This is a genomic window from Solibacillus faecavium (genome assembly GCF_014836905.1).
In the GTDB taxonomy this organism is placed as follows: Bacteria; Bacillota; Bacilli; order Bacillales_A; family Planococcaceae; genus Solibacillus; species Solibacillus faecavium.
In genome coordinates this window covers 73,533-97,117 of record NZ_JACSPZ010000012.1, presented here as the reverse complement: position 1 = coordinate 97,117, position 23,585 = coordinate 73,533, and the positions used below count along the sequence as shown (strand labels likewise).

Genomic DNA, 23,585 nt, shown 5'->3' with positions numbered 1-23,585 from the left:
AACACGGAAGTTAAGCTCTTTAGCGCCGATGGTAGTTGGGGGCTTCCCCCTGTGAGAGTAGGACGTCGCTTCGCACACGAAAAAAACCACTGAGAAATCAGTGGTTTTTTTATGTCTAATTCCCCCTATTTGAAGATGTTAAAATTCCAAAACCTCCCGTAAATTATTAATGTAAGATTGACTTACTGGTAATTCTGTCCCCTCACTTAGCTGAACAATAAAGTTGGAAGTTAAATCCCGTGAGATTTTCTTTATATAGTAAATATTAATAATACAAGATCGATGAATGCGGATAAAGTTGGACGGCAACCTTGTCTGTAATTCTTTCAAGGTGACAGCCGTTTTGTATTGTTCCCCTTGAGAATAAAACCAAGTTCGTTTTTGAAGGCTTTCAATATGTGAAATTTGATCAATAGGAATAGGCATCCAGTCTTCTACTTGCTTGCCTGTTAAAAATTTGTAAGTATCCGGTTTCTTTATAGTAAAAAGGGGAGGAAGAACAACAATTAAAGCCCCTTGCTCTCCGTTTACAAGGATGGGATAACCGATTGCATAATAAGGTGTCTCAAAAAGTGTACTTTCCATGACTGCATCTGTTTTTTGTCCTGTCTGGAGAACTTGGAAAGCAATACTGTCTTCTGGAACAGCAGAGCCTATCTTTAATGTGAATTGGTGATGGCCAGTACTGAAATAAATATAAGTGTTATTTACTGCTATTGCTATCGATGCATCTGTTGGAATCCAGTCTTCTAAAATAGTTTTGTACTGATTAAAAATATCTTTTTCGACATCAATTTTTTGTAATGACAAGGTAAATCCACTCCTTCTGTATTATTGCCTAAATATGTTTCGTCCTTTAAATAAGACAACTCATCCTTAATTAAACATAATTTGTCAGAAAATAATGAAAAGTAAATCGTTCTGTTATACATTATATTACAGCAAGATGTTCTGTTATGGAACAGGGGATAGCAAATTTTCCTAACAGAATTTTCATACACAATGGGGAAGGTGGAAATTTATCATGTCAACACGTCAAGAAAGAATTGAAGCTTTACAAAAAGAATGGGCAGAAAATAAACGCTGGGAGGGAATTGAGCGTGGCTATACAGCTGAAGAGGTTGTAAAGTTACAAGGTTCATTCATCCAAGAGCAAACATTAGCAAAGCGTGGAGCTGCTCGTTTATGGAATTCATTACATGAAGAGCCGTTTATCAATGCTTTAGGTGCTTTAACGGGGAATCAGGCAGTACAGCAAGTAAAGGCAGGTTTAAAAGCAATCTACTTATCGGGGTGGCAAGTAGCGGCTGATGCGAACCTTTCTGGACAAATGTATCCGGACCAATCTTTATATCCAGCAAACTCTGTACCAGCAGTAGTAAAGCGCATTAATCAAGCTTTACAACGTGCTGATCAAATTGATCATGCTGAAGGTCGCGATGATGGCTTCGACTGGTTTGCACCAATTGTGGCTGATGCTGAAGCAGGCTTTGGTGGTCCATTAAACGTATTTGAGTTAGTTAAAGGGATGATTGAAGCTGGTGCAGCTGGTGTCCATTTAGAAGACCAATTAGCTTCTGAGAAAAAGTGTGGTCACTTAGGTGGTAAAGTATTATTACCTACTCAAAACGCAGTACGCAACTTAATTGCTGCACGTCTTGCTGCGGATGTTGCGGGTGTTGATACAATCTTAATCGCTCGTACTGATGCTGACGCTGCTGACATGGTAACGTCTGATATTGACCCACGCGATGCAGAATTCTTAACAGGTGAACGTACTCCAGAAGGATTCTACCGTACAAAACCAGGTATTAAGCAAGCAATTGCTCGTGGTTTAGCTTATGCACCATATGCAGACTTAATTTGGTGTGAGACATCTCACCCATCTTTAGAAGAAGCTCGTGAGTTTGCTGCTGCAATTCACGCTGAATTCCCAGGGAAAATGTTAGCGTACAACTGCTCGCCATCATTCAACTGGAAAGCTAAATTATCAGATGAGGAAATTGCAGAGTACCAACGTGAATTAGGGAAGCTTGGCTACAAGTTCCAATTCATCACACTTGCAGGTTTCCACAGCTTAAACTTTGGTATGTTCGAGCTTGCGCATGACTACAAAGACAATGGAATGGCTGCTTACTCTAAGCTACAACAAGCTGAGTTTGCTGCAGAGTCTAAAGGTTATACTGCAACTCGTCACCAACGTGAAGTAGGTACTGGTTACTTTGATGAAGTATCACAAACAATTTCAGGCGGTACATCATCGACAACTGCTATGTCTGGTTCTACTGAGACTGAGCAATTTGCTTAATAAGGTATAGACTTTTTAAAAGGGTAGGATTATGAAAATAATTCATAAACGGGGAACTGCTCTATAAATAATAATTTATCTCTTTTTACCCGCTCTTCCTATTCAAAGTGTTATCGGGGATATAGCACTTAGTAGATAACCGCTATGCAAAAGGGCGATTTCGAAAGCAATACGAAGGTTGGGGAAAAGAGATAGGATTTTGGATTTTGAACTTGAACATTTTAACTACGATACAATCTAAATCGAATTGGACCGCGGTTTAGAATGGGATTGCCTCCCATAAATAGAAGCAAACTTAGGGGTTTTGTATAAATGGAAATATGTCTTTCTAGCTTGGATGGGGCTGGAAAGGCATTTTCCATTTTAGTAGATAGGCGTTTATTTGAGGAGCTTTTAATTACTAACTAATAGGGGAGCCGTTTATATGAAAAATAAAGAACTATTACTTGTACCTGGACCAACACCTGTAATGGATGAAATTTATGATGCGTTGGCAAGTGAAACGAGAGGACATACAGATCCTCGTTTTGTGGAAATATTTAAAAATGCAATTACGAATACGAAAAAGCTTTTTAATACTGATGGAGAGGTGTATGTAGTAGCGGGCTCTGGTACATTGGCAATGGAAATGGCTATTGTAAACACTGTTGCTAAAGGTGAACGTCTTTTAGTCATTAGCCATGGCTATTTTGGTGATCGTTTTACACCACTGGCAAAGGCATTTGGTATTGAAGTCGACGTGCTACAGTCTACGTGGGGGGAACGTGTGGATGCGCAACTTGTTGAAGAAGCGGTAAAAGCAAAGTCATATAAGGCAGTCACGATTACACATGCAGATACATCAACAGGTGTTGCTTCCGATTTAGATACGCTTATTCCAATTATTAAAGCATCGGGTGCGCTTGTAATTGTGGATGGTGTCGTAGCGACGGCAGCGCTTCAAGAGGATATGGGCAAATCGTATGGGGAGGAAGATTATAAGATTGATATCGTCTTAACAGGGTCACAAAAAGCGATTGGTATTCCACCAGGTCTTGCAATCGTTGCCTTTAGTCAACAGGCTTTGGCCGCCCGTGAACAAATTGGGACAGTTCCTGCGTATTATGCGGATATACATAACTGGCGCAATATTATGGAAAACCCAGCGATGTATTTTGCGACACCACCAGTAAATTTAATTTATGCATATGATGTTGCATTGAAAATTGTATTGGAGGAAGGCATGGAAAAGCGCGAAGCTCGACATATTGCCTATGGAAAAGCGGTGCGTACAGCGTTACGTTCATATGGCATGACACCACTTGCAGAGGAAGAAGTAGCGGCACCGACATTAAGCTGCATTTTATATCCTGAAGGGGTGGATGACGGGAAGTTTCGTGCAAGCCTTGCAAGTCGAGGCGTTATTGTAGCAGGCTCGTTAGCTCATTTGGCTGGAAAAGCATTCCGTATGGGACATATGGGTAATGCGACTTCCGAGATGCTACAGCAGGCCATTATTGCGATCGGTGAAGCATTGCAAGAACAGAATATAGAAGTAAATATCGAAGAAGCGAAAAAGGTGTTCTCACAGCAAATTGAACAGACAACAGTAAAAAGTTAAGTTTATAGAAGATAGAAGGGTGCTAAAAAGTAATTTTAGCACCCTTTTTATGATGAAGTCAGAATGATGGCTCACTCATACTTTGTTCCATCGACTGTTTTAACCAGCGTGTTGCTTCTGTATAGTCTTGTGTTACGCCAAGTCCTTTTTTATAGAGCATTCCAAGTTGGAACTGGGCTTTAGTATGTCCTTGCAAAGCGGCGAGGCGATAACATTTAGCGGCTTCTTGATAATCTCTCGTTATTCCTTCGCCATTTGCATACATTTGGCCCAATTGAAATTGTGCTTTTGGATACCCCTTTTGTGCGGCTTGTTGAATCCATTTAAATGCCTCGGTGTAATCCTGCTTTGTCCCAAGTCCTTTATCAAACAGATTGCCGAGCTGATATTGTGCATGGAGATGTCCTTGTTCTGCTGCGGAGCGGTAACAGCGGCGGGCTTCATCATAATTGACAGAAGTACCGAGTCCTTTTTCGTAAAGTAATCCAAGCTGGTATTCAGCTTCCGCCTCATTTTTGCTAACAGCTGCGTAAAACCATTTAAGTGCCTCTTGATAATACGGTAAATGGTGTTCATCACCAAGGTAAAAAAGCCCAAGCTGAAGCTGTGCTTTTGCATGGTTCTGAATAGCTGCGCGTTTCAACCATTTTACCGCTGTTTCTGTAGCACCGGTTTCTAAATAAAGCATACCTAAATCATAGTTTGCACTAATATGTTCGCTTGAGGCAGCTTTTAGTAACCATTCTAAGGCATTTATTTGGGCAAGCGTTGTATTTTGTTGCTTATAAATAAGACCGAGAGTATATTGGGCATTTGTATGGCCGTTATTTGCCGCGAGTGTCAGCCATTTAATCGCCTCTTCCTCACTTTGACCGATGCCTTGACCTGATTTATAAAGTAATGCGAGTTGGAATTGAGCATTCGTATGATTTTGAATAGCGGCTGATAAATACCAGCAAGCTGCATCGTTATAGGAAATTTTGACACCATCGCCTTTTGTATATAAATAGCCTAGGTTATATTGCGCACTAGCATCTCCTATTTTGGCTGCCTGTAAAAAGAGGTCTGCAGCCTTTTCGTAGTTTTGTTCTACGCCCTGTCCCTTATGATATAAGAAACCTAGATTATTCATGGCGCTTGTGTTTCCTTGCTGGACCGCTTTTTTATACCATTGTGCAGCTGTTTCATAATTTTGCAAAACACCAGTCCCCTGATTATATAGCGAACCGAGATTATACTGGGCATCTGCATTTCCTGCGTTTGCAGCTAGTTCATATAATTCGGCTGCCTTTTTTTCATCCTGTTCAACACCTTGCCCGAGCTGATACAAGATGCCAAGTGCATACAGTGCGTTACTATCCCTCTTTTCAGCAGCTAAAGAGTACCATTTTGCCGCATCTTTTAAATTGCGAGGGACACCTTTGCCATGATTGTATAAAACGCCGAGATTGTATTGTGCAATGGTATTGCCTTTTTCTGCAGCAATTAAAAACCATTTAGCGGCCGCTTCATAATCATAGGCCGGCAAATCTAACTTCCCGAAAGAAGAGGGAGTGAGGCTTTCGATTTCAAATGGTAGTGATAACTTTTCTTCTGTTACCAACTGTTTTGTGTACCAGCTGGTTAAATCCATTAAATAATCCAGCACGATTTTTGCAGCCTTCGTATCAATTAAATCATTTGACTGGGCTTCGGTCATTTTCAGAATTAAATTCATGAGCAAATACATGCGGCGGGGTTTTATTTTTTCGATAAAGTGTTTATTGTTCAGGAGGGTACGTAATTCACTTTCTGTTCCGTCCTTCTGCATCTCCTTTGCATATAAATCCCGTACGATCATGCGGAGCGTAATATTAGATTTCTTTAAAGAGAGCATAGGGTTGGAAATGGTGTAACGGGCAGAACCCTGCAGTGCTTCTGCTAAAGGGCGATGTGTTTCCGGAATTGAATTAATAACTTTTGTAAGTAAGTCACGATTTACCATAAATATTCACTCCCTTCAATAACACTAAGTAATCTTTTTATCGGAGAGGAAGATTAAAAATGAATAGGGAGCATTTATAACACCAATAATATAGAAAATATTGTATGATAATTGGAAAACAACTGGATGGGTGGTAGGGACAGTATGAAACGGATTATAGATAAATCGCAAAAAAGGGAAAAAGCAGATTTCATTATTCAACATGCACAAATAGCAGATGTATTTAATCTTCGCTGGCGACAGGGGGACGTCGTAGTAGCTGACGGGAAAATCATTGCTATCTCCGAACCAGGTGAATTTGAAGCGGATGAAATTATTGATGCAAGTGGAAAGTATATTGTGCCGGGTTTTATTGATGCCCATATACATATCGAGTCTTCCATGCTGGCACCGAAGCAATTCAACCGGATTATCCTTCCTCATGGTGTGACGGCTGTCGTAACAGATCCGCACGAAATTGCCAATGTTGCTGGAAAAGCTGGCCTGGAGTTTATGTTGCGGGAAATAGAAGATGTTGAAATGGATATTTATTATATGCTGCCATCCAGCGTGCCGGGGACATCCTTTGAAAATGCAGGGGCTGTATTAACAGCAAAAGATTTAGCGGAGTTTGTTCATCATGAGAGTGTGTTAGGGCTGGCAGAAGTAATGGACTTTCCTGCTGTCTTAAACGGTGAGGAAGGGATGCTTTCAAAGCTTAAGCTTGCACAAGATGCTGGGATGATTATAGATGGGCATGGTGCAGGTTTAACTAGTGCGCAAATTCGTGGGTACCGTGCTGCAGGGATTGCTACTGATCATGAATGTGTAACAGCAGAAGAGGCGCTAGATCGTGTGGAACAAGGGATGTATGTGTTGATTCGCGAAGGTTCTGCTGCTAAAAATTTAAAAGCGATATTACCTGCTGTGACAGTTGCTAATGCGCGGCGATTTGCATTTTGCACCGATGATAAACATTTGGATGAGCTTATAGAACAAGGGAGCATAAACTATGCTGTTGCTCTTGCCATTGAACAAGGTATGGATCCATTACTCGCAATTCAGCTGGCATCATTAAATGCTGCCGAATGTTACCACTTAAATAATAAAGGGGCAGTCGCTACAGGATTTGACGCAGACTTTTTATTAGTAGATAACCTACAGACGATGAAAGCTTTAGCTGTATGGAAGGGCGGCAAAAAGGTTGCTGAACATGGCAAAATGATTACTGCGGCTCCGGAAAAATCTATTATTGAAACGTCTATTTTACATTCGATGCATTTACCAAAGCTATTAAAAGAGGATTTACGCTTGCCGTTTAAAGGAAATAGAGCAAATGTAATGCAAATCGTTCCTAATCAATTAATTACGAAGCGGATTGAAGCAAATGTTGATGTAGTGAATGGGGAATTTATTCCTTCTGTTAAAAAGGATTTGCTGAAGCTTGCGGTTGTGGAGCGCCACCATCATTTAGGAACAAAGGCAGTGGCCATTGTACAAGGGATCGGCATACAAAGCGGGGCGGTAGCAACAACGATTGCCCACGATTCCCATAATGCAATTGTCGTTGGAACAAATGATGATGATATGCTCGTAGCACTCAATGCACTTCAGGAAATGCAAGGTGGACTGGTCATAGTAAATGAAGGAGAGATCATTGCTTCGTTGATTTTACCTATCGGAGGGCTTATGACGGATTGTTCAGCAGAAGAAGCGAAATTGGAACTTCAAAAATTACATGAAGCACTTCATATTATTCATCCTACACTTAATTATCATTTGTTTTTAACATTGTCCTTTTTAGCTTTGCCGGTCATTCCGGATATTAAGCTAACTGATACGGGCTTATTCGATGTGAAAGCGTTTAAGCATATTCCGGTAGAAATAACTGACGGTGGGGAATCTCATTGAATTTTCCAGCATTAACCGATAGAATTTAGGGAATATCTCTATTTCTAAGGAGCATGCAAAATGGATCGAGTCATAGTTGTTATACCAGCATTGAACCCGTTACCCGCAGTTGTAGACTTTGTTCGGAAATTACAGGCACTGCCACTTGCAGGCATTATTGTTATCAATGATGGCAGTGATAAAAGATATAACAGTACATTTGAGCAATTAAAGCAGGAAAACTGCATTGTTTTAACGCATGAAAAGAATTTAGGAAAAGGTCGTTCGCTGAAAACGGGGATGGAATACATATTAAAATCTGCAGAACGGCCAAAAGGTATTATTACAGTAGGTGCACATGGTCAGCATTCTGTATTGGATGTAGAGCAAGTGCTTTCAAGTACAAAGATTTTCTCGGATGGGATTATACTAGGTGTTCGCGATTTTAAAGCTTCAGACTATCCTTTTTTAAGTAAACTTCAAAACCGTGCGAATTCGATATTGTTTGAGCTATTTATACATAAACGTCTACTCGACATTCAGACTGGTTTACGTTTTATTCCGAGGGAGCATTTATCTTGGCTGTCAAAAGTAAAAGGGGAGTCCTTTAACTATGACACGAATATGCTCATTGAAGCGATTAAACGAAATGTCCCTTTATATGAAGTACCTATCGGTTATGCCAAACTCCGGAAAAACTCGATAACTTATTATGACGAAGTATTGGATCCGACGAAAATTTTCCAGCAACTTTGGTTAAACTTTCTTCGTAAAGGCAAAATGCCAAAAGAATTATCTTCAAAGCGGAAACGTAAATGATTACAAACAGCAAAATTAAGGGAATATATAGGGAGAATGGAGGAGAGAAATAATGGCTGAACAATTTAATTTTGATAAAATGATCGATGGTCAGGAAGAACACTATTCAGAAAATAAATTCCTCAATAAATTTAAAAAATTCGGTGGCGGTTTAGGCTATAAAGCAATGCATGCAGCAGCTACACTTTTTGTGGCATTACGTAGCCCGGATATGTCGAAAGCGAATAAACTGATTGTTCTGGGGGCGCTCGGTTATTTCATTTTTCCGATTGATTTAATTGTCGACTTTTTACCGCTAGTTGGTTTGACGGATGATGCGTTTATTATTTTAACTGCGCTTGGAAAAGTGTATCTATCTATTACTGATGAAATGAAGTTGGAAGCGAAGCAAATGATTGATTCGAAATTTGAGGCGCAGTAAGTAAAAAGAGGTCAAGGCGATTTTCATCGTACTTGACCTCTTTGTTTTTAGTTGATATAGAGGGTCCCGTTAATTTCCCGTAAGCCTCGATTGAAAATAGATTCTATTGGTTTTTCTTCACATAGTTTTACAGTTAGATTTGGATGCGTTTGTTCAAGTTGTGTGATGACTCCATTCATTATGCTCGGATTGTTTTTCAATACACCGCCATTTAAGAACAGTGTATGCACTTCATTTGCATAGCCGGCATTTTTTAACGTTGTTGCTGCTAGTAATACAAGTTCGTCCACCGCTTTAAGCATAATTTTATGGGCAACTGCATCGTCCATGTCCACCGCCTGCTGTAAATAGGAACCTAAGCTTGCTAACCGTGCATTCGTATAATCCGGGGAATAGATTAAGTTAAACAGTTCATCCGTACTGTTTACGTGATGGCCTTTTAAAACAAGCTCTGTTAATGCAGTCGGCTTATTGCGACCGTCTGCAGCGCGGAAAATGGCCTTGGCGATATGCTTACCTATCCAGTAGCCACTACCTTCATCCCCAACGCGATGACCCCAACCTCCTGCACGGATAATTCTGTTATTCATATAGCTATAGCATATGGCTCCAGTCCCTGAAATGAGTAAACTCACATCATGATGACCTAATCCTTTTAATGTCGCTTCCACATCATTTTCAATAATAACGTGACCAAAAGTGAATGGACAGCGTGCGATACTTTCTTCAATAATTTCTTCGATAATTTTTTTATCTTGATCCGTATCAACCCCAGAAATGGCAAATACCGCCACATCGATAAATAGACTCGGTAAATGGGCTGCTGCACTTCTTAGTAATCCTGTATATACATGTTGTACATGTTCAATTCCTGCCGCTTGATAATTCGAGCTAGTAGAGGTTGCGGAAAATAACTCGCGTCCCTCTGACGAACGAATTGTCATAACCGTTTTTGTTGCGCCACCGTCAACAGCTAAAATAAATTGTTCATTCATTAGTCGTCCACCCCTTTAAAAATTTATCTAATTGCTCTTCTGCCTGTAAAATTGATTCTGTTTTTTCCCGTAGCCAGTTTTCAAGCGGTACAGAGTCATCCTGCGCCTGTACAAGTGACTTTCTCATCGTCACAGGGGCAGGACCCCCTTTCAAAGTGCGGATATTGACGAAGTATTCAGGTTGAATGGCTTGATAAAAGGCAATTTCATTTATTTGGAGAGGCTTCCCTGTAATTTCAAGGCATTTCTCATTTGCTAAGTCCCACGTTAGGCTTGCAAGCGATTCTTCATTATTTGCTATAAGCTCTCGCACACAAAGACTTACAATTTTATGGGATTGGCGGAATGAAATATTTTCTGAACGAACAAGAGAATCCGCAAGCTCTGTTACGTTGGCAAAACTGTTTTGCGCACGCTTTAGCAGATTTTCTTTGTTTACATCCATTGTCACAATCAAGCTTCCAAACAACTTATAAATTCCGACTAAACGGTCAATTGCCCGCCATAAATAGGGCTGCATATCATCCTCTGTATCAACGATGTCTCCAAAGGGTGTATTATGAACCATTTGTAAAACCGTACTTGCATCCCCTACAACAGAAGATAGTAGGGAACGTGTATGCTCAATAGAAACAGGATTTCGCTTTTGAGGCATTATTGAACTGATCTGTACATATGGGCTCGCAAGCTTAAAAGCATTAAACTCCTGTGTTGCCCACAATAAAAAGTCTTGTGATGTACGCCCTAAGTTTAAAGCGGCAAGTTGTACAGTGCTGGCTGCTTCGGCAATATAGTCAGCGCCAGCAACGGCATCCCATGCATTTTCAATTAAATCATCGAAGGCAAGAAGCTCCTGCACCCGTTCGCGGCTAATAGGGAAGCCCGTTGTTGTTAAAGCGGCAGCGCCCATGCTACTGCGGTTAATGTTCTCGTAGGCAGCCTGCATCCGTTTATAGTCACGAGTCAATTGGTCAATAACCGCTTTTAAATAGTGGGCAAACGTTGTCGGCTGTGCTTGCTGGGTATGTGTATAGCCAATCATGATCGTTTCGACATGTTCCTCGGCAAACAGAATTAAAGAATGGCGTAAATTTATAAGCTCCTGCATAAGGGTCAGCATCTTTTTGCGTAATGTCATGCGATAAATAGCAATTCCCATATCGTTTCGACTGCGGCCAATATGTAAATTTCCTGAAATATCGCCACCGAGTTCAATTAATTTATTTTCAATACGGAAAAATAAATCTTCAAACTGTGGATTATAATCGCGTGTTTTATAATATTCCAGGTCCAATTTCTGTATGGCTTGCCCAATTCGACGTGCTTCATCTGTGGTTACTAGCTCCTGCTCCTCTAACATTTTCAAGTGTGCAATATGAATTTGAAGCATTGCATCTAAAAAGTGCTTACGTGCTTCGTCATACGCAGGCTGTAGAACCATTTGACGATAACTGTTGGAAGGAAATAAAATACCTTCTTTCTCGTTTACTTGATCGCGGAAATTTTGAAAAAACATGATGAATGGGCCTCCAATCAAATGATAGAAACTACTAGGTAATACTTTCATTCTACAATTGTTGGAAAATTTAATCAATTATAATAATTAATGAGAATAAGTATTCTGGCCTATAATTCAAATAGAATTACTACTTCATTAAATATGGTTAAATTTTCTAATAATTATTTAAAATCTTCTAATATATGCATAAAAGTTCTAATAAAGACCTGATTTTCTAAAATCTATTTCAGTTGTTCAAATAAGTGATGGAAAATTTCTATAAAAGGGTACAGATGTTCTAATATCACCGAAGAAGTTTCTAATATCTACAACATTTGTTCAAATAAAATTAAAGCTCTGCAACTAAAAAAGCTGCTGCCTGTAAAAATACAGACAACAGCTCTTTTAAATGGAGTTCGTTTCATTGTTCTTCTTTTCTATTGCACGCATTTTCTTTGCAGTAAAATAGGAAGGCAATACCATGCCGAATAAAACGAGAATAATTCCGCCAACTTGAATCATCGTTAGGCTTTCATTTAATACAAGGACGGATACGATAATGGCTACCGGCAGTTCCATCGCACTTAAAATTGAAACGAGTGCTCCGCCAACTTTAGGTGCAGCAATCGAGAATAATAAAATAGGTAAAATAATACCGAATAAACCAAGTGCCATCCCAAACTTCCATAGTCCGGTACCTAATTGCCCGTTCCAGATAATTTCAGGTGTTAAAAAGATTGAAATAACAAGGAGCGCAATAACGGATAAAATAAATGTTCTACCAACCATTGTCACACCCTCAACTTTACGGGCATTAATCTGTAGAAAGGCGGCAAAAGTAAAAGCAGCTGCTAAGCCTAGTGCCCATCCTTGCCAAGCAATTTGGGACAAATCTACATCGATAATACCAGCGGCTAAAATCGTTCCCGCAAGTAAGAAGGCTAAAGAGAATAGCTCAATACGGCTCGGTAATCGTCTACTTACGAAGCAATTCATAAAGAGTCCAATCCAAGTAAATTGGAAAAGCATGACGACCGCTAGTGAGGCCGGTAAATAATTTAGCGATTGACCGTAGACAATTCCTGTAAGGGCAGTAAATATACCGGCAAAGATAAGGGTCACTGCACCGGACTTTGTAATGTTCGGTAATGTTCGCTGTGTTAAAATAAATAATAAAAGGGCCATTAAAAAGCCGAAAAAATATTGGCTAGTGACAGCTTCTGCTGTTGTATAGCCATGCTGCATGGCAACTTTTACTATAGTAGATAGTACGCCATAACTGCTTGCCGCAATAACAACAAGCAGTGAGTAAATCCAATTTTGTTTCATTGTGTTTCTTCCTATTCTATAGCGATTTCACCATATGATGAAATGGTTCGTTAATAATTGTCCAGCTTTCGGTTGTAGAGTAGCCCATCCGTTCATATAAGCGTCTAGCATCAATCTTCTCCAATTCCACATTTAAAGAAATTTTGCTGTAGCCTAATTGCTTACCCTTTTGTTCAGCAAACTGCAAAAGGCGCGTTCCAATACCAAGACCGCGTGCATCTTTAGAAACACAAATTGTATCAATATAATATTCATCCATATGAGCCTCAACATCTAACGTAATATGGATGCCTTTTTCAGCTAGCTGTGCTTCCAGTTGACTATCCAGCTTTTTCCCAAGATGTCCGTCATATAACACGACAATCCCCAATATTTCGTCATTTCTCTCAGCTACGTATGTATTTAAATAGCTATGTCGATTCGTTGTTTCTGTAACTAACTGTTCTAAAGATGCTAATATTTTTTGAGGGACGTCTTGTCCAGTCAAATTATTTGCAATGTCGCCAATAGCGTCATAAATTAAAGGGGCAATAGCAGCGGCATCTTTTATTTCCGCATTTCGAATAATAATCGTCATCAAAATCCTCTCCTTACCGAAACACAGTATAACAGAAATAAATATAGTAAGCGAAAAAACGATTAGTGTCAGAATAGTATAAAGTTTTATAAATCGTTCTTTTCTATGGTAAATTAGTAAGAACATAAAACGTCGGAGGTTAGACAATTAATGAGTCAATTAGACAAAGAATTCATCTTAGTTTATGGAGATGCATTCGTTGATTATATTGCAAATGACAAAACGAATACGTCATTCACGAAGTTTTTGGGTGGCGCAACAATCAATGTAGCCGCGGGAATTAGTCGAATTGGTGCTCCGTCAGCCCTTATTACCATTACAGGGGATGACGAAACATCGGAATTTTGTCGCCAGGAGATCTCAAAAGAAGGCGTCAATTTAGATTTTGCAGTATTTGATGCGAAAAAGCGTGTAAGTGGAGTATACGTGCATTTAACAGAAAACTGTGAGCGAGTATTTAAAGATTATGTCGATGAGACGCCGAATTTACAAGTAACACCTGAGCAATTGAATGAGGAAGCTTTCAAGCGTGCTTCTATTTTAAATGTATGTTCAGGAACAATGTTTGAAGAAACAGCTTTAAAAACGACACGTGCTGCTGTAGAAATGGCTAAGGATAAAGGAGCGATTATCGCCATCGATGCGAATATTCGTCCATTACGTTGGGAATCCGAAGAAATTTGCCGCGAAACGGTTGCATCATTTTTTGAAGATGCCGACATTTTAAAGCTAACAGATGAAGAGTTGTTTTTCTTAACAGAAACAACAACAATTGAAGAAGGCTTACAAAAGCTGGACGAGCTATTAGTACCGATTGTTTTAATTACAGTAGGGGCTGACGGTGCATATGCTGTACTCAATGGTGAAGTTACACATGTTCCTGTTGACCGGGTTGTTCCAGTAGACACAACAGGTGCTGGAGATGCGTTTATGGCAGGCGTTCTGCGCTATGTTCATTTCAATGGACTGCCAACAGTGAAAGAGGATTTAGTAGACTGTGTGGCATTTGGTAATAAGCTAGGCGCAATGGCTGCAACAAAAGCGGGTGCATTAACTGCACTGCCAAACTATGAAGATATAAAACATTTAATTAAATAGTAGAAAATATGCAGGGTGTCTAGCTATTGGACAGCCTGTTTTTTTGTTATGAAGAAACCATTAGTTGACAAAATCATTAAATTGAAACAATTAGTCGCTATAAAAACATATCATTTCTTCTTATAATTAGGTTAAGAGGTGAAGGGATGGATAACTTTCAATTTGCGACCATTTTTATGAATAATCGAAAAAAATTAAATGTAACACAAGAGGATATTGCTCGTTTTATGGGGGTTTCCAGAGCAGCTGTGTCGAAATGGGAAAAAGGGCAAAGTTATCCCGACATATCAATATTGCCAAAGCTTGCAACATATTTTAACGTATCGATTGATGAATTGTTAGGGTATAAACCACAGTTGACGAATGAGCGGATTATGAATATGTATGAGGAGTTGGCAAGACGCTTTTCGAAAGAGCCATTTGAAGAGGTAGATAGGACTATCGAGTTACTGATTGAGGAATACTATTCCTGCTTTCCTTTTTTGCTGAAGATGGCGCAACTTTATGTGAATTATTTCAACAAGGCCGATGACAAAGAGCAGGTAACTAAAAAAATCCAAGGACTTTGCATCCGTGTAAAGGAGTTTAGTGGAGATTATAAACTGACAAATGAAGCAAATTTACTGGAGGCCCTTACGTATATTTTAAAAGGGGAGCCCCAACAAGTACTTGAGCTTTTAGGAGAAGATGCAATTATTCAGCTAGGGAATGAACAGTTAATCGCAACAGCCCAAATGATGCTCGGCAACACGGAGAAGGCGAAGGAAATTTTCCAGGTCAATATGTACCAGCAATTGTTATGTGTCATTTCAAATGCGAGTGAAGCATTAATGTTAGAAGCAGACAATGAGGCATATTTTGAACAATCCGTTCGCCGTATCGAAACAATGATCGAAACCTTTAATATTGGAAAATTAAATGCTCATACAGCACTCCTATTTTATATACGTGCTTCAAGCGGATATGCAGCACAAAATAATATAGAGCAGGCCCTTCGTTGTGTTGAGTGCTATGTGAAAATTTGTATGAAAATTAATTTCCCTCTTCAGCTTGTAGGCGATGATTATTTTTATTTACTGGACGGGTGGATTGCAAGGGAAGTAATGCTTAGTTCGCAAGCCCCCCGTGATGAGGAAACAATAAGACGGTCAATAATAGATGGTATCACCAATAATCCGATGTTAGCGAATGTCCAGCAAGATGTACGTTATAAAAATTTAATCGTTAATTTGAAGCATCATTTAAAATTAGAGGAGGAATTGTAAGATGGAAGCTTTATCAAATATTCCTTGGGGATTGATTGCCCCGCTATTAGTATTGCAGTTTGTGTTGGCGGCAGTAGCGATTGTTGATATTATTCGTATTCATGAAACCCGCGGACCAAAATGGTTTTGGATTGTCGTGTCACTATTTGTTAATACGCTTGGGCCAATTGCGTATTTTCTTTTTGGACGTAAAAACCAATGATATGTATTGAAGTGGAAGGCTTAACAAAGCAGTTTGGCCCCAAAAAAGTAGTAGATGGCCTATCGTTTTCATTACCAATGCATACGTCTACAGCACTAATTGGTCCAAATGGTGCTGGGAAGACAACTGCGCTTTCGATGCTAGCCCATTTAATGGAGCCGACAAGTGGAAAAATTATTATGCCTAATATAAAAGATATGCGTAGTGCAATCGGCTTTTTGCCGCAATATCCACAATTCTACTCGTGGCTGACTGCGCTGGAGTATATGGAAATGGTGGCGAGTTTAAGTAATCTTGATAAACGTACTTTAAAAAGTGAGTGCAAAAAGATGCTTTCGTTTGTTGGGTTAGAGGGCGCCATGAATAAGAAAACCGTCACTTTTTCAGGTGGAATGAAGCAACGGTTGGGTATTGCACAGGCACTCGTTCATAAGCCAAAACTTTTATTATTGGATGAACCGGTATCCGCACTGGATCCTGTAGGGCGTCGTGAAGTAATGAATTTGCTTAAGGAAGTGCAGGAGCAAACGACGATATTGTATTCGACACATATTTTAAATGATGCAGAGGAAATGACGGATCAACTATTGTTTTTACGTGACGGACAATTAGTAGAGCAAGGCTCATTGCAGCGAGTAAAGGAAAAATTTCAGGAGCCACGCTATAAAATTACGTTTTCTCATGAGAACGAAGCACAGCAGTTTACGGAACAAACGGCATTTCAAACTCAAAGGGCGAGAAATATTGTCTATGTTGAGATTTTGGAAGATCGTCCGACTATGCAGCAGCTTTTATACCAGCTTGCTGTTTCACCGTGTGAAGTATTGAAGGTGGAAAGAGAGACAGCAAGCTTGGAAGAAATCTTTATGAAGGTGGCTGGCGAGAATGCAACAATTTAAAGCACTTTTTTTAAAGGAATGGCGTGAAAGTGTACGGAGCTTTAAACTACTATGGATACCGCTCGTATTTATACTGCTTGGAATTAGTGACCCAATAATGAATTACTTTATGGAGGATATTTTAAAAGCTGTCGGCAATATGCCGGAAGGGTTTATGTTGACGATGCCTGAATTACAGCCAGCCGACCTTTTAATGGCTTCGACGGGTCAGTTTCAGTCGATTGGTTTACTCGTCTTAATAGCAGCTTATATTGGTATATTCAGCCGGGAACGCCAAAATGGAACGGCAACGCTCATCTATGTACGACCTGTTTCTTTTACGGCAATGTATATGAGTAAATGGATGGTAGCAAGCATCATCGCTATGATTAGTGCGATTGCCGGCTATGCGGGGAGTATGTATTATACTGCATTGTTGTATGGGACTGTAGAATGGATGAAGTTTTTTGCGATGTTGGGGACGTATTGTTTATGGTTACTATTTGTCATGGCTGTAACCGTTGCAATGAGTGCGGCATTCAACACATCGATTGCAGCAGCCGTTACGATTGTAATTATATCGTTAGGTTTGTTTATCGATTCACTTTTTGGGGCTTTTTGGAGTTTAACACCATGGAAGCTTGCGAATTATGGAATAGCGCTTCTAACAGATAGTGTACTTTTGAAAACTTATTGGCTTACAGTACTTATGGTTGTGGGTCTGACGATTTTGTCCAGTATTCTTGGTATAGTCATGAGCCGAAAAAATATGGGCCAACTAAAGATCTAATTATTCAGTAGAGACCGACGTTTTAAATCGGTCTCTCTTTTTTAATTAAGGGAAATTTTATGAGGAAGGCGGACTGGCATTTTTGACGCTAATATAAAGTGAGCCGTTTTCTAAAACTTGAACATAATAAAGGTCTTCAACGGAATGATAGTTTTTCTTGGATAGTTTTTTAAGCAGCCATTCTTCTGTTAATTGGAGGTCATTTAAATTTTTTGTAATAATTTTCCCGTCTGATACGACCTCGGTTGGTAAATACTGTGGTGCAGGAGCTGAAACATTCACATCCTGTTTTGAAGCAGTGCGGGCAAGTGGTTTTTTCAGCACACTTAATTCACCATTTGTTTCGAAGACAGCAAACTGCACCTCATCAAACCCGAAAATACTTTGCTCTCTTAGTAACATGGCAAGTTCATCCGTATGAAGCCTTGCCTTTTTGAGATTATCGTTCAGAATAACACCGTTTTGAATGACGATTGTCGGCTTATCATCAAATAAGACACGGGCTTTTTTCGACTTAAGTGTAATAAAGCTGACTAAAAGAGTAAGCAGGGCCCACCATATAAGGGAGACAAGTCCATCCAAAAAAGGTGTCTCTACCTGAGCGGAGATTTCCGCGGCAATTGAACCAAATGTAATACCTGTTACATAATGAAAAAAAGTAAGCTGGCTTAATTGTTTTTTGCCAATTATGCGTGCAAGTAGTAATATAGCAAAAAATGCACAACTTGAACGCCAGAGCATTTCAAATAAGTTTAATTCCAATTTATGATCACTCCTTATAGCGAATAGCATGGGCAAACATAAAAGGAAATATGCGATTTTAACTAATAGAAAGAATGTGAAAACAGATGTCGGCTACAATTGAAAAACAATCAAATCCTGTCTATCCCATTATGGTAGCAATCGGGATATGTCACTTAATTAATGATACGATGCAAGCGGTAATACCGGCGATGTTTCCGCTACTGGAACGTGATTTAGGGTTAACGTTTACCCAGCTTGGTATGATTTCTTTCGTACTCAATATATTTGCAAGCCTATTACAACCAGCTGTAGGATTTATGACGGATAAAAAGCCATTTCCCTATGCATTGCCAATAGGGATGGTCAGTTCGTTTATTGGTCTATCATTGCTGATCTTATCAGGACAGTACTGGATGATTTTAGTGTCGGTCATCTTTTTAGGTATCGGTTCTGCGATTTTTCATCCTGAGGGCTCACGTGTATCTTTCATGGCGGCAGGGAATAAACGTGGATTGGCACAGTCAATTTATCAAGTAGGGGGAAATAGTGGACAGGCGTTAGCTCCATTATTAAGTGCTTTTTTAATCTTACCGTTTGGAATGAATGGTGTAGCATATATCCTCATTTTTACGTCCATTGGGATTTTCTTGTTAACAAAAATTTCAATGTGGTATAAACGTCAGCTTGATGCGGAGAAAAAGTCCAACATAAAGAAGGTTCTCGTTTCCTCATTGCCGCCTTTAACAAAAAATCAAGTAAAAATGGCGCTTACTGTTTTGCTATTACTCATTTTTGCCCGTTCGTTTTATGTGACGAATATTACGAACTTTTATGTATTTTATTTAATCGAGCAATATGGAATGAGTGTTGAGCGCGGACAGCTATTTATTTTCGTGTTTATGGCATTCGGAGTAGTAGGAACCTTTTTTGGAGGTCCTTTATCGGATCGTTTCGGAAGAAAAAACATTATACTGCTATCGGTTATAGCACCTATTCCATTTTGCTTAGCACTGCCATTTATTCCATTACCAGCTGTATTACTCTTTCTTATTATTATCGGTATGCTTATTATGATTAGCTTTACTGTGACCGTCGTTTATGCACAGGAGCTTGTTCCGTCTAAAATTGGGACAATGGCTGGGTTAACAATCGGTGTCGCATTTGGTATGGGGGCAATAGGCTCGATTGTCATTGGCAAGCTCATTGATGAGATGGGGATTCACTTTACGATGAATGCTGTGTCTGTTTTAACGTTATTATTATTCGTTGCATTTTTATTGCCGAGAGACCAGGTTCGAAAGGCAAACTAATTTTTAAAGAAAAAACCCCCCTCGCGTATGAATCGGTGAGGGGGGATAATGTATGTTATTCGTTTTCTAAGCGGCAGGCAGGAGGAATACGATCCGGATCCGTTACTAGTGCTTCGGTAATATTTACTTCCTGCATCTTGTTGTCAAAATTAAATTTAAAGATTCCATTATCAAAATCGGTGCCAATTTCCTTAAAGAAAATACCTTCGATAAAGGCAGTTTTAGGACAAGTGAAAGCGATTTTGTAATGACCGTTTTCTTTAATTAAATAAGCGCGAACGCCTTTTTCAAAAATATCGATCAGTTCATCGTCTGATGGATGTTTAACCGAAACGATATGGAAATCAACAAAAGGTACTTCTTTTAAAAGGACATTTAAAAACGAGCCTTTCGTAATTTCTTCCCAACGACTTTGCGCACTTTGACCTACGATGATTTGCGTAATATTATAGTTTGTTGCCACTTCTGTAATCACTTTATGAATCGGGCGTTTTTCATTATCTTTAATGAAGAACTCTTCCACATCCAACTCATCAGTTAGTTCTTTCCACTGTTCGATGTAACCGGATTTCTCCGCATCAAAAGCGTCAAGCGGCTTTGAGTCAACTGTCAGCACATATAATGGGCAGTCGAGTAATGTCGCAAGTTTGTGTCCACGGCGAATTAATCGCTCACCATTTTGTCCATAATATACACAAACTAAAATACTTTCATCCAATCGGCCTTTAACATGTTTCATTTTAGTTCGCACCTCTTTTTCTTATCCTATGATAATTTATTGAATCGGAATATATTTTGAGAAATTAAGCATAATTGAGATAAAACGAAAGCTATTACAGTGCATTGCACACTTTATTATTGTATACTTATTTCTGTGATGTTTATTTACAATCACTAAATTCAACGTAATTTTTTTCTTGCTTTCAGCAATTTAGTCTAAAAAAATGGTATTTATTTATAAATATAATCTCTATATGCCACATTATTATGAAGTGAGTTAAATAGATAGTCAAGTATGATTAATTAAATTTAGTGTTTACATAGTTTTGTTGACTTTATTTTAGGAGGTTTTTGCTTTTGATTGTCGTGCTTTCCATTGTGTTGCCGTTTCTTGCCGCAGCATTAATCCCGTTTATATACAGCCGTTTTAAGAAAGTTCACTTAGGATGGTTTGTATTAGTCGTACCAGTCGTTTTATTTTCAATTTTAGCTACATATATCCCTCGAGTTGCAAATGGCGAAGTATTCGTCAAGACGTTTGAGTGGATCCCCTCTTTCGGTATTAATATTACTACGTATCTAGATGGATTGAGCATGATATTCAGTTTGCTCATTACTGGGGTAGGTAGTTTAGTCATACTGTATTCAATTTTCTATTTATCAACGAAAGAATCGTTACACCATTTCTATTGTTATTTATTACTATTCATGGGCGCTATGCTAGGCGTCGTCCTTTCAGATAATTTAATGGTGCTTTATGTATTTTGGGAATTAACGAGTGTTTCCTCATTCCTTTTAATTGCATTTTGGCATCACCGTAAAGCCTCTCGTGCAGGTGCACGAAAAGCAATGACCATCACAGTATCTGGTGGCGTTGCGATGTTAGCTGGTTTTTTAATGTTATATGTTGCATCCGGTACGTTTAGTATACGGGAAATTGTCGCAAATTTAGATGTTGTGCAATCCAGTGCATACTTTGTACCAGCGATGTGTTTAGTGCTTTTAGGGGCATTTACAAAATCCGCCCAATTTCCTTTCCATATTTGGCTGCCTGATGCAATGGAGGCGCCTACACCGGTTTCTGCCTATTTGCACTCTGCCACTATGGTTAAAGCAGGTATTTACCTTGTTGCACGTACAACGCCTATTTTCGGAGGTCACGAAGTATGGTTTTGGGCGGTAAGTGGGGTAGGTCTCCTTACTTTATTCTGGGGATCATTTAATGCCGTCAAACAGTTCGATTTAAAGGCATTACTTGCCTACTCAACAATTAGCCAGCTTGGATTAATTATGTGTCTATTTGGTCTTGGCTCTGCTGCACTCCATTCCGGTTATTCAACGGAATCCGTCATTTATACACAGGCCACTTTTGCGGCTTTGTTCCATTTAATCAATCACTCAACGTTCAAAGGTGCACTCTTTATGATGGTAGGTATTGTCGATCATGAAGTGGGGACGCGTGACATTCGCCGTTTAGGTGGATTGATGTCACTTATGCCATTTACATTTACGATAGCTGTTATCGGTAGTGCCTCTATGGCGGGATTACCACCATTCAATGGTTTTTTAAGTAAGGAAATGTTCTTTACGGCAACGTTAAAAATTACCGAGCTGGATCTTTTCTCACTTAATAGCATCGGAGTTTTATTCCCCATTATTGCATGGGTAGCAAGTATATTCACCTTTATTTACTGTGTCATTATTGTTATGCGTACGTTCTTCGGCAAAATCCAGCCAGATCGTTTGGAGAAGCCGCCGCATGAAGCACCATTTGGCATGTTGATTTCTCCTTATATTTTAATTGCATTTGTTGTAGGGATTTTTATCTTCCCTAATGTGCTGGGACATTATATTTTAAGTCCGGCAATGGCAAGCATCTATCCAATGTTTCCGTCGGTAGAGGATATGACGCCTCATATTGCGGCATGGCATGGATATATAAATACAGAGCTTATTATGACAGCAGGTGTCATTTTATTAGGGGTTCTATTGTACCGAGTATTAAAAAAGTGGCGTCCTATCTATCAGCTGATTCCACCAAGTTTTACATTAAACGCTTTGTATGAACGTGTGATTACTTCAAGTGAGAATGTATCAGGACGTGCAACGAATCGTTATATGAACGGTAATTTAACCTATTATTTCGTGTATATTTATGTGTTTTTTGTTGCCCTTTTAGCGGGTTATATGATTTATGCGGATGCATTTAGCTGGAATCCTTCAAAGGACTCGGTAATCGAGCCTTATGAATTGGTTTTAGTATTCGTTATGATTATGGCTGCCGTGGCAATTATTTTTGCAAAACAGCGTATTACTGTAGTTCTGTTAAACGGGGTACTCGGATATTCTGTAGCATTTTTCTTTGTCGTGTTTAGAGCACCTGATTTAGCGCTTACACAGTTGGTCGTCGAGTCTGTGACAACAGCGCTGTTCCTACTATCTTTTAAATATTTACCGAAGCTTAAAAACGAGTATATATCGAAGAGCTGGAGATTTGCGAAAATAACTATTTCCATAGCGGTTGGCGCAACTGTTACACTTATCGGCTTAGCGGTAATGAACTACGATCGATTTGAGCCGATTTCGAAGTACTTTGAGGACTCGTATAATTTAGCAGGCGGGCAAAATATCGTCAACACGATTTTAGGGGATTTCCGTGCATTTGATACGATGCTGGAAGTAGTTGTACTCTTTATTGCGGGTCTAGGCATCTACACACTTATTAAGCTAAAGGCGAAAAAGGGGGATGCAGACGTTGAAAGTAAATGATGTTATTTTAAAATCAGTCGTACGAGGCGTTGTGTTCATCGTCTTTACGCTTGGTATGTACTTATTTTTTGCAGGACATAATGCCCCAGGCGGTGGATTCATCGGTGGATTAGTACTTGGCTCGGGGATCGTCCTTCTGTATTTGACGTACGATATTGAAACGGTCCATAAAGGTATGCCGTTTGACTTTAAAAAAGTAGCTGCAATCGGGGTATTGCTGGCAACTGGTTCGGCCATCGCCTCTATTTTCTTTGATGTACCCTTTTTAACACAGGCAGATGGTTATTTTGATCTTCCATTATTAGGAGAGAAGCATTTGTCTACTGTTACGATTTTTGAAGCTGGTGTCGCATTGACGGTCGTCGGTACACTCGTAACGATTATTTTAAATATAAGTGAGGATGAATAG

Annotated in this window: 21 protein-coding genes and 1 rRNA gene; 14 read left to right on the top strand and 8 right to left on the bottom strand. The window is 39.4% G+C overall.

Annotation, left to right across the window (positions count from 1 at the left end; genetic code table 11):
• Nucleotides 1-74, top strand: a 5S ribosomal RNA gene (gene rrf / locus H9635_RS19550); the annotation flags it as partial.
• A 64-nt stretch (nt 75-138) separates the two neighbouring features.
• On the opposite strand, the gene H9635_RS17975 is transcribed toward rrf, so the two are convergent.
• A complete protein-coding gene (locus H9635_RS17975) occupies nt 139-810 on the bottom strand; it encodes a LytTR family DNA-binding domain-containing protein (protein ID WP_191701688.1) in 672 nt (223 codons plus the stop codon).
• A gap of 214 nt (nt 811-1,024) precedes the next feature.
• Here H9635_RS17975 and aceA point away from each other — a divergent pair, with 214 nt between their 5' ends.
• Both aceA and H9635_RS17965 read left to right on the top strand, forming a co-directional pair.
• Entirely contained in the window at nt 1,025-2,308 is a 1,284-nt protein-coding gene (gene aceA, locus H9635_RS17970) for an isocitrate lyase (protein ID WP_191701687.1), read from the top strand.
• Between the two features lie 424 nt (nt 2,309-2,732).
• Nucleotides 2,733-3,908, top strand: coding sequence for a pyridoxal-phosphate-dependent aminotransferase family protein (locus H9635_RS17965; RefSeq protein WP_191701686.1), 1,176 nt, complete (start codon nt 2,733-2,735; stop codon nt 3,906-3,908).
• A 58-nt stretch (nt 3,909-3,966) separates the two neighbouring features.
• Here the strand turns inward: H9635_RS17965 and H9635_RS17960 are convergent, their stop codons facing one another.
• Entirely contained in the window at nt 3,967-5,892 is a 1,926-nt protein-coding gene (locus H9635_RS17960) for an SEL1-like repeat protein (RefSeq protein WP_191701685.1), read from the bottom strand.
• Nucleotides 5,893-6,036: 144 nt separating this feature from the next.
• Here H9635_RS17960 and ade point away from each other — a divergent pair, with 144 nt between their 5' ends.
• The 3 genes from ade to H9635_RS17945 are packed head-to-tail and all read left to right on the top strand — an operon-like array spanning nt 6,037 to nt 9,001.
• Entirely contained in the window at nt 6,037-7,782 is a 1,746-nt protein-coding gene (ade, locus tag H9635_RS17955; RefSeq protein WP_191701684.1) for an adenine deaminase, read from the top strand.
• A 60-nt stretch (nt 7,783-7,842) separates the two neighbouring features.
• Nucleotides 7,843-8,580: a glycosyltransferase family 2 protein gene (locus H9635_RS17950; RefSeq protein ID WP_191701683.1), complete on the top strand. Its 738-nt coding sequence runs from the start codon at nt 7,843-7,845 to the stop codon at nt 8,578-8,580.
• A 52-nt stretch (nt 8,581-8,632) separates the two neighbouring features.
• Nucleotides 8,633-9,001, top strand: coding sequence for a YkvA family protein (locus tag H9635_RS17945; RefSeq protein ID WP_191701682.1), 369 nt, complete (start codon nt 8,633-8,635; stop codon nt 8,999-9,001).
• A gap of 47 nt (nt 9,002-9,048) precedes the next feature.
• Here H9635_RS17945 and H9635_RS17940 read toward each other — a convergent pair whose 3' ends face one another.
• From H9635_RS17940 to H9635_RS17925, 4 genes are all read right to left on the bottom strand, one after another.
• The gene (locus H9635_RS17940) at nt 9,049-9,996 is read right to left on the bottom strand and encodes an N-acetylglucosamine kinase (RefSeq protein WP_191701681.1); all 948 of its coding nucleotides are present in this window, start codon (nt 9,994-9,996) and stop codon (nt 9,049-9,051) included.
• On the bottom strand, nt 9,989-11,512 hold the full coding sequence (gene argH / locus H9635_RS17935) for an argininosuccinate lyase (RefSeq protein WP_191701680.1): 1,524 nt from the start codon (nt 11,510-11,512) through the stop codon (nt 9,989-9,991). The genes H9635_RS17940 and argH overlap by 8 nt, the downstream gene beginning before the upstream one ends.
• A gap of 387 nt (nt 11,513-11,899) precedes the next feature.
• Nucleotides 11,900-12,823, bottom strand: a complete 924-nt coding sequence (locus tag H9635_RS17930; protein WP_191701679.1) for an EamA family transporter — start codon at nt 12,821-12,823, stop codon at nt 11,900-11,902.
• Between the two features lie 16 nt (nt 12,824-12,839).
• Nucleotides 12,840-13,400, bottom strand: a complete 561-nt coding sequence (locus H9635_RS17925) for a GNAT family N-acetyltransferase (protein ID WP_191701678.1) — start codon at nt 13,398-13,400, stop codon at nt 12,840-12,842.
• A 150-nt stretch (nt 13,401-13,550) separates the two neighbouring features.
• Here H9635_RS17925 and H9635_RS17920 point away from each other — a divergent pair, with 150 nt between their 5' ends.
• From H9635_RS17920 to H9635_RS17900, 5 genes are all read left to right on the top strand, one after another.
• Nucleotides 13,551-14,498 carry a carbohydrate kinase family protein gene (locus H9635_RS17920; protein WP_191701677.1) on the top strand — a complete coding sequence of 316 codons (948 nt, stop codon included), beginning with the start codon at nt 13,551-13,553 and terminating at the stop codon, nt 14,496-14,498.
• 176 nt (nt 14,499-14,674) lie between these two features.
• The gene (locus tag H9635_RS17915) at nt 14,675-15,763 is read left to right on the top strand and encodes a helix-turn-helix domain-containing protein (RefSeq protein ID WP_225231390.1); all 1,089 of its coding nucleotides are present in this window, start codon (nt 14,675-14,677) and stop codon (nt 15,761-15,763) included.
• 1 nt (nt 15,764) lies between these two features.
• Nucleotides 15,765-15,965 carry a PLD nuclease N-terminal domain-containing protein gene (locus tag H9635_RS17910; protein WP_191701675.1) on the top strand — a complete coding sequence of 67 codons (201 nt, stop codon included), beginning with the start codon at nt 15,765-15,767 and terminating at the stop codon, nt 15,963-15,965.
• The gene (locus tag H9635_RS17905; RefSeq protein ID WP_191701674.1) at nt 15,962-16,864 is read left to right on the top strand and encodes an ABC transporter ATP-binding protein; all 903 of its coding nucleotides are present in this window, start codon (nt 15,962-15,964) and stop codon (nt 16,862-16,864) included. The genes H9635_RS17910 and H9635_RS17905 overlap by 4 nt, the downstream gene beginning before the upstream one ends.
• Entirely contained in the window at nt 16,851-17,633 is a 783-nt protein-coding gene (locus H9635_RS17900) for an ABC transporter permease (RefSeq protein ID WP_191701673.1), read from the top strand. Before H9635_RS17905 ends, H9635_RS17900 begins: the two co-directional genes overlap by 14 nt.
• 57 nt (nt 17,634-17,690) lie before the next feature.
• Here the strand turns inward: H9635_RS17900 and H9635_RS17895 are convergent, their stop codons facing one another.
• Entirely contained in the window at nt 17,691-18,374 is a 684-nt protein-coding gene (locus H9635_RS17895; protein WP_191701695.1) for a YetF domain-containing protein, read from the bottom strand.
• 107 nt (nt 18,375-18,481) lie between these two features.
• Between H9635_RS17895 and H9635_RS17890 the strand changes: the two genes are divergently transcribed.
• Entirely contained in the window at nt 18,482-19,687 is a 1,206-nt protein-coding gene (locus tag H9635_RS17890) for an MFS transporter (protein WP_191701672.1), read from the top strand.
• A gap of 55 nt (nt 19,688-19,742) precedes the next feature.
• Here the strand turns inward: H9635_RS17890 and H9635_RS17885 are convergent, their stop codons facing one another.
• Nucleotides 19,743-20,426, bottom strand: a complete 684-nt coding sequence (locus H9635_RS17885) for an adenine nucleotide alpha hydrolase family protein (protein ID WP_191701671.1) — start codon at nt 20,424-20,426, stop codon at nt 19,743-19,745.
• Nucleotides 20,427-20,764: 338 nt separating this feature from the next.
• Between H9635_RS17885 and H9635_RS17880 the strand changes: the two genes are divergently transcribed.
• Both H9635_RS17880 and H9635_RS17875 read left to right on the top strand, forming a co-directional pair.
• Complete coding sequence (locus H9635_RS17880) at nt 20,765-23,176, top strand: Na+/H+ antiporter subunit A (protein WP_191701670.1); 2,412 nt, start codon at nt 20,765-20,767, stop codon at nt 23,174-23,176.
• Nucleotides 23,163-23,585: a Na(+)/H(+) antiporter subunit B gene (locus tag H9635_RS17875; protein ID WP_191701669.1), complete on the top strand. Its 423-nt coding sequence runs from the start codon at nt 23,163-23,165 to the stop codon at nt 23,583-23,585. Before H9635_RS17880 ends, H9635_RS17875 begins: the two co-directional genes overlap by 14 nt.

Excerpts from the sequence above, each read along its gene's own strand:
- aceA (WP_191701687.1), top strand. The coding sequence starts at position 1,025 with ATGTCAACACGTCAAGAAAGAATTGAAGCTTTACAAAAAGAATGGGCA.
- H9635_RS17965 (WP_191701686.1), top strand. The coding sequence starts at position 2,733 with ATGAAAAATAAAGAACTATTACTTGTACCTGGACCAACACCTGTAATG.
- H9635_RS17960 (WP_191701685.1), bottom strand. The coding sequence starts at position 5,892 with ATGGTAAATCGTGACTTACTTACAAAAGTTATTAATTCAATTCCGGAA.
- ade (WP_191701684.1), top strand. The coding sequence starts at position 6,037 with ATGAAACGGATTATAGATAAATCGCAAAAAAGGGAAAAAGCAGATTTC.
- H9635_RS17950 (WP_191701683.1), top strand. The coding sequence starts at position 7,843 with ATGGATCGAGTCATAGTTGTTATACCAGCATTGAACCCGTTACCCGCA.
- H9635_RS17945 (WP_191701682.1), top strand. The coding sequence starts at position 8,633 with ATGGCTGAACAATTTAATTTTGATAAAATGATCGATGGTCAGGAAGAA.
- H9635_RS17940 (WP_191701681.1), bottom strand. The coding sequence starts at position 9,996 with ATGAATGAACAATTTATTTTAGCTGTTGACGGTGGCGCAACAAAAACG.
- argH (WP_191701680.1), bottom strand. The coding sequence starts at position 11,512 with ATGTTTTTTCAAAATTTCCGCGATCAAGTAAACGAGAAAGAAGGTATT.
- H9635_RS17930 (WP_191701679.1), bottom strand. The coding sequence starts at position 12,823 with ATGAAACAAAATTGGATTTACTCACTGCTTGTTGTTATTGCGGCAAGC.
- H9635_RS17925 (WP_191701678.1), bottom strand. The coding sequence starts at position 13,400 with ATGACGATTATTATTCGAAATGCGGAAATAAAAGATGCCGCTGCTATT.
- H9635_RS17920 (WP_191701677.1), top strand. The coding sequence starts at position 13,551 with ATGAGTCAATTAGACAAAGAATTCATCTTAGTTTATGGAGATGCATTC.
- H9635_RS17915 (WP_225231390.1), top strand. The coding sequence starts at position 14,675 with ATGAATAATCGAAAAAAATTAAATGTAACACAAGAGGATATTGCTCGT.
- H9635_RS17910 (WP_191701675.1), top strand. The coding sequence starts at position 15,765 with ATGGAAGCTTTATCAAATATTCCTTGGGGATTGATTGCCCCGCTATTA.
- H9635_RS17905 (WP_191701674.1), top strand. The coding sequence starts at position 15,962 with ATGATATGTATTGAAGTGGAAGGCTTAACAAAGCAGTTTGGCCCCAAA.
- H9635_RS17900 (WP_191701673.1), top strand. The coding sequence starts at position 16,851 with ATGCAACAATTTAAAGCACTTTTTTTAAAGGAATGGCGTGAAAGTGTA.
- H9635_RS17895 (WP_191701695.1), bottom strand. The coding sequence starts at position 18,374 with ATGCTCTGGCGTTCAAGTTGTGCATTTTTTGCTATATTACTACTTGCA.
- H9635_RS17890 (WP_191701672.1), top strand. The coding sequence starts at position 18,482 with ATGTCGGCTACAATTGAAAAACAATCAAATCCTGTCTATCCCATTATG.
- H9635_RS17885 (WP_191701671.1), bottom strand. The coding sequence starts at position 20,426 with ATGAAACATGTTAAAGGCCGATTGGATGAAAGTATTTTAGTTTGTGTA.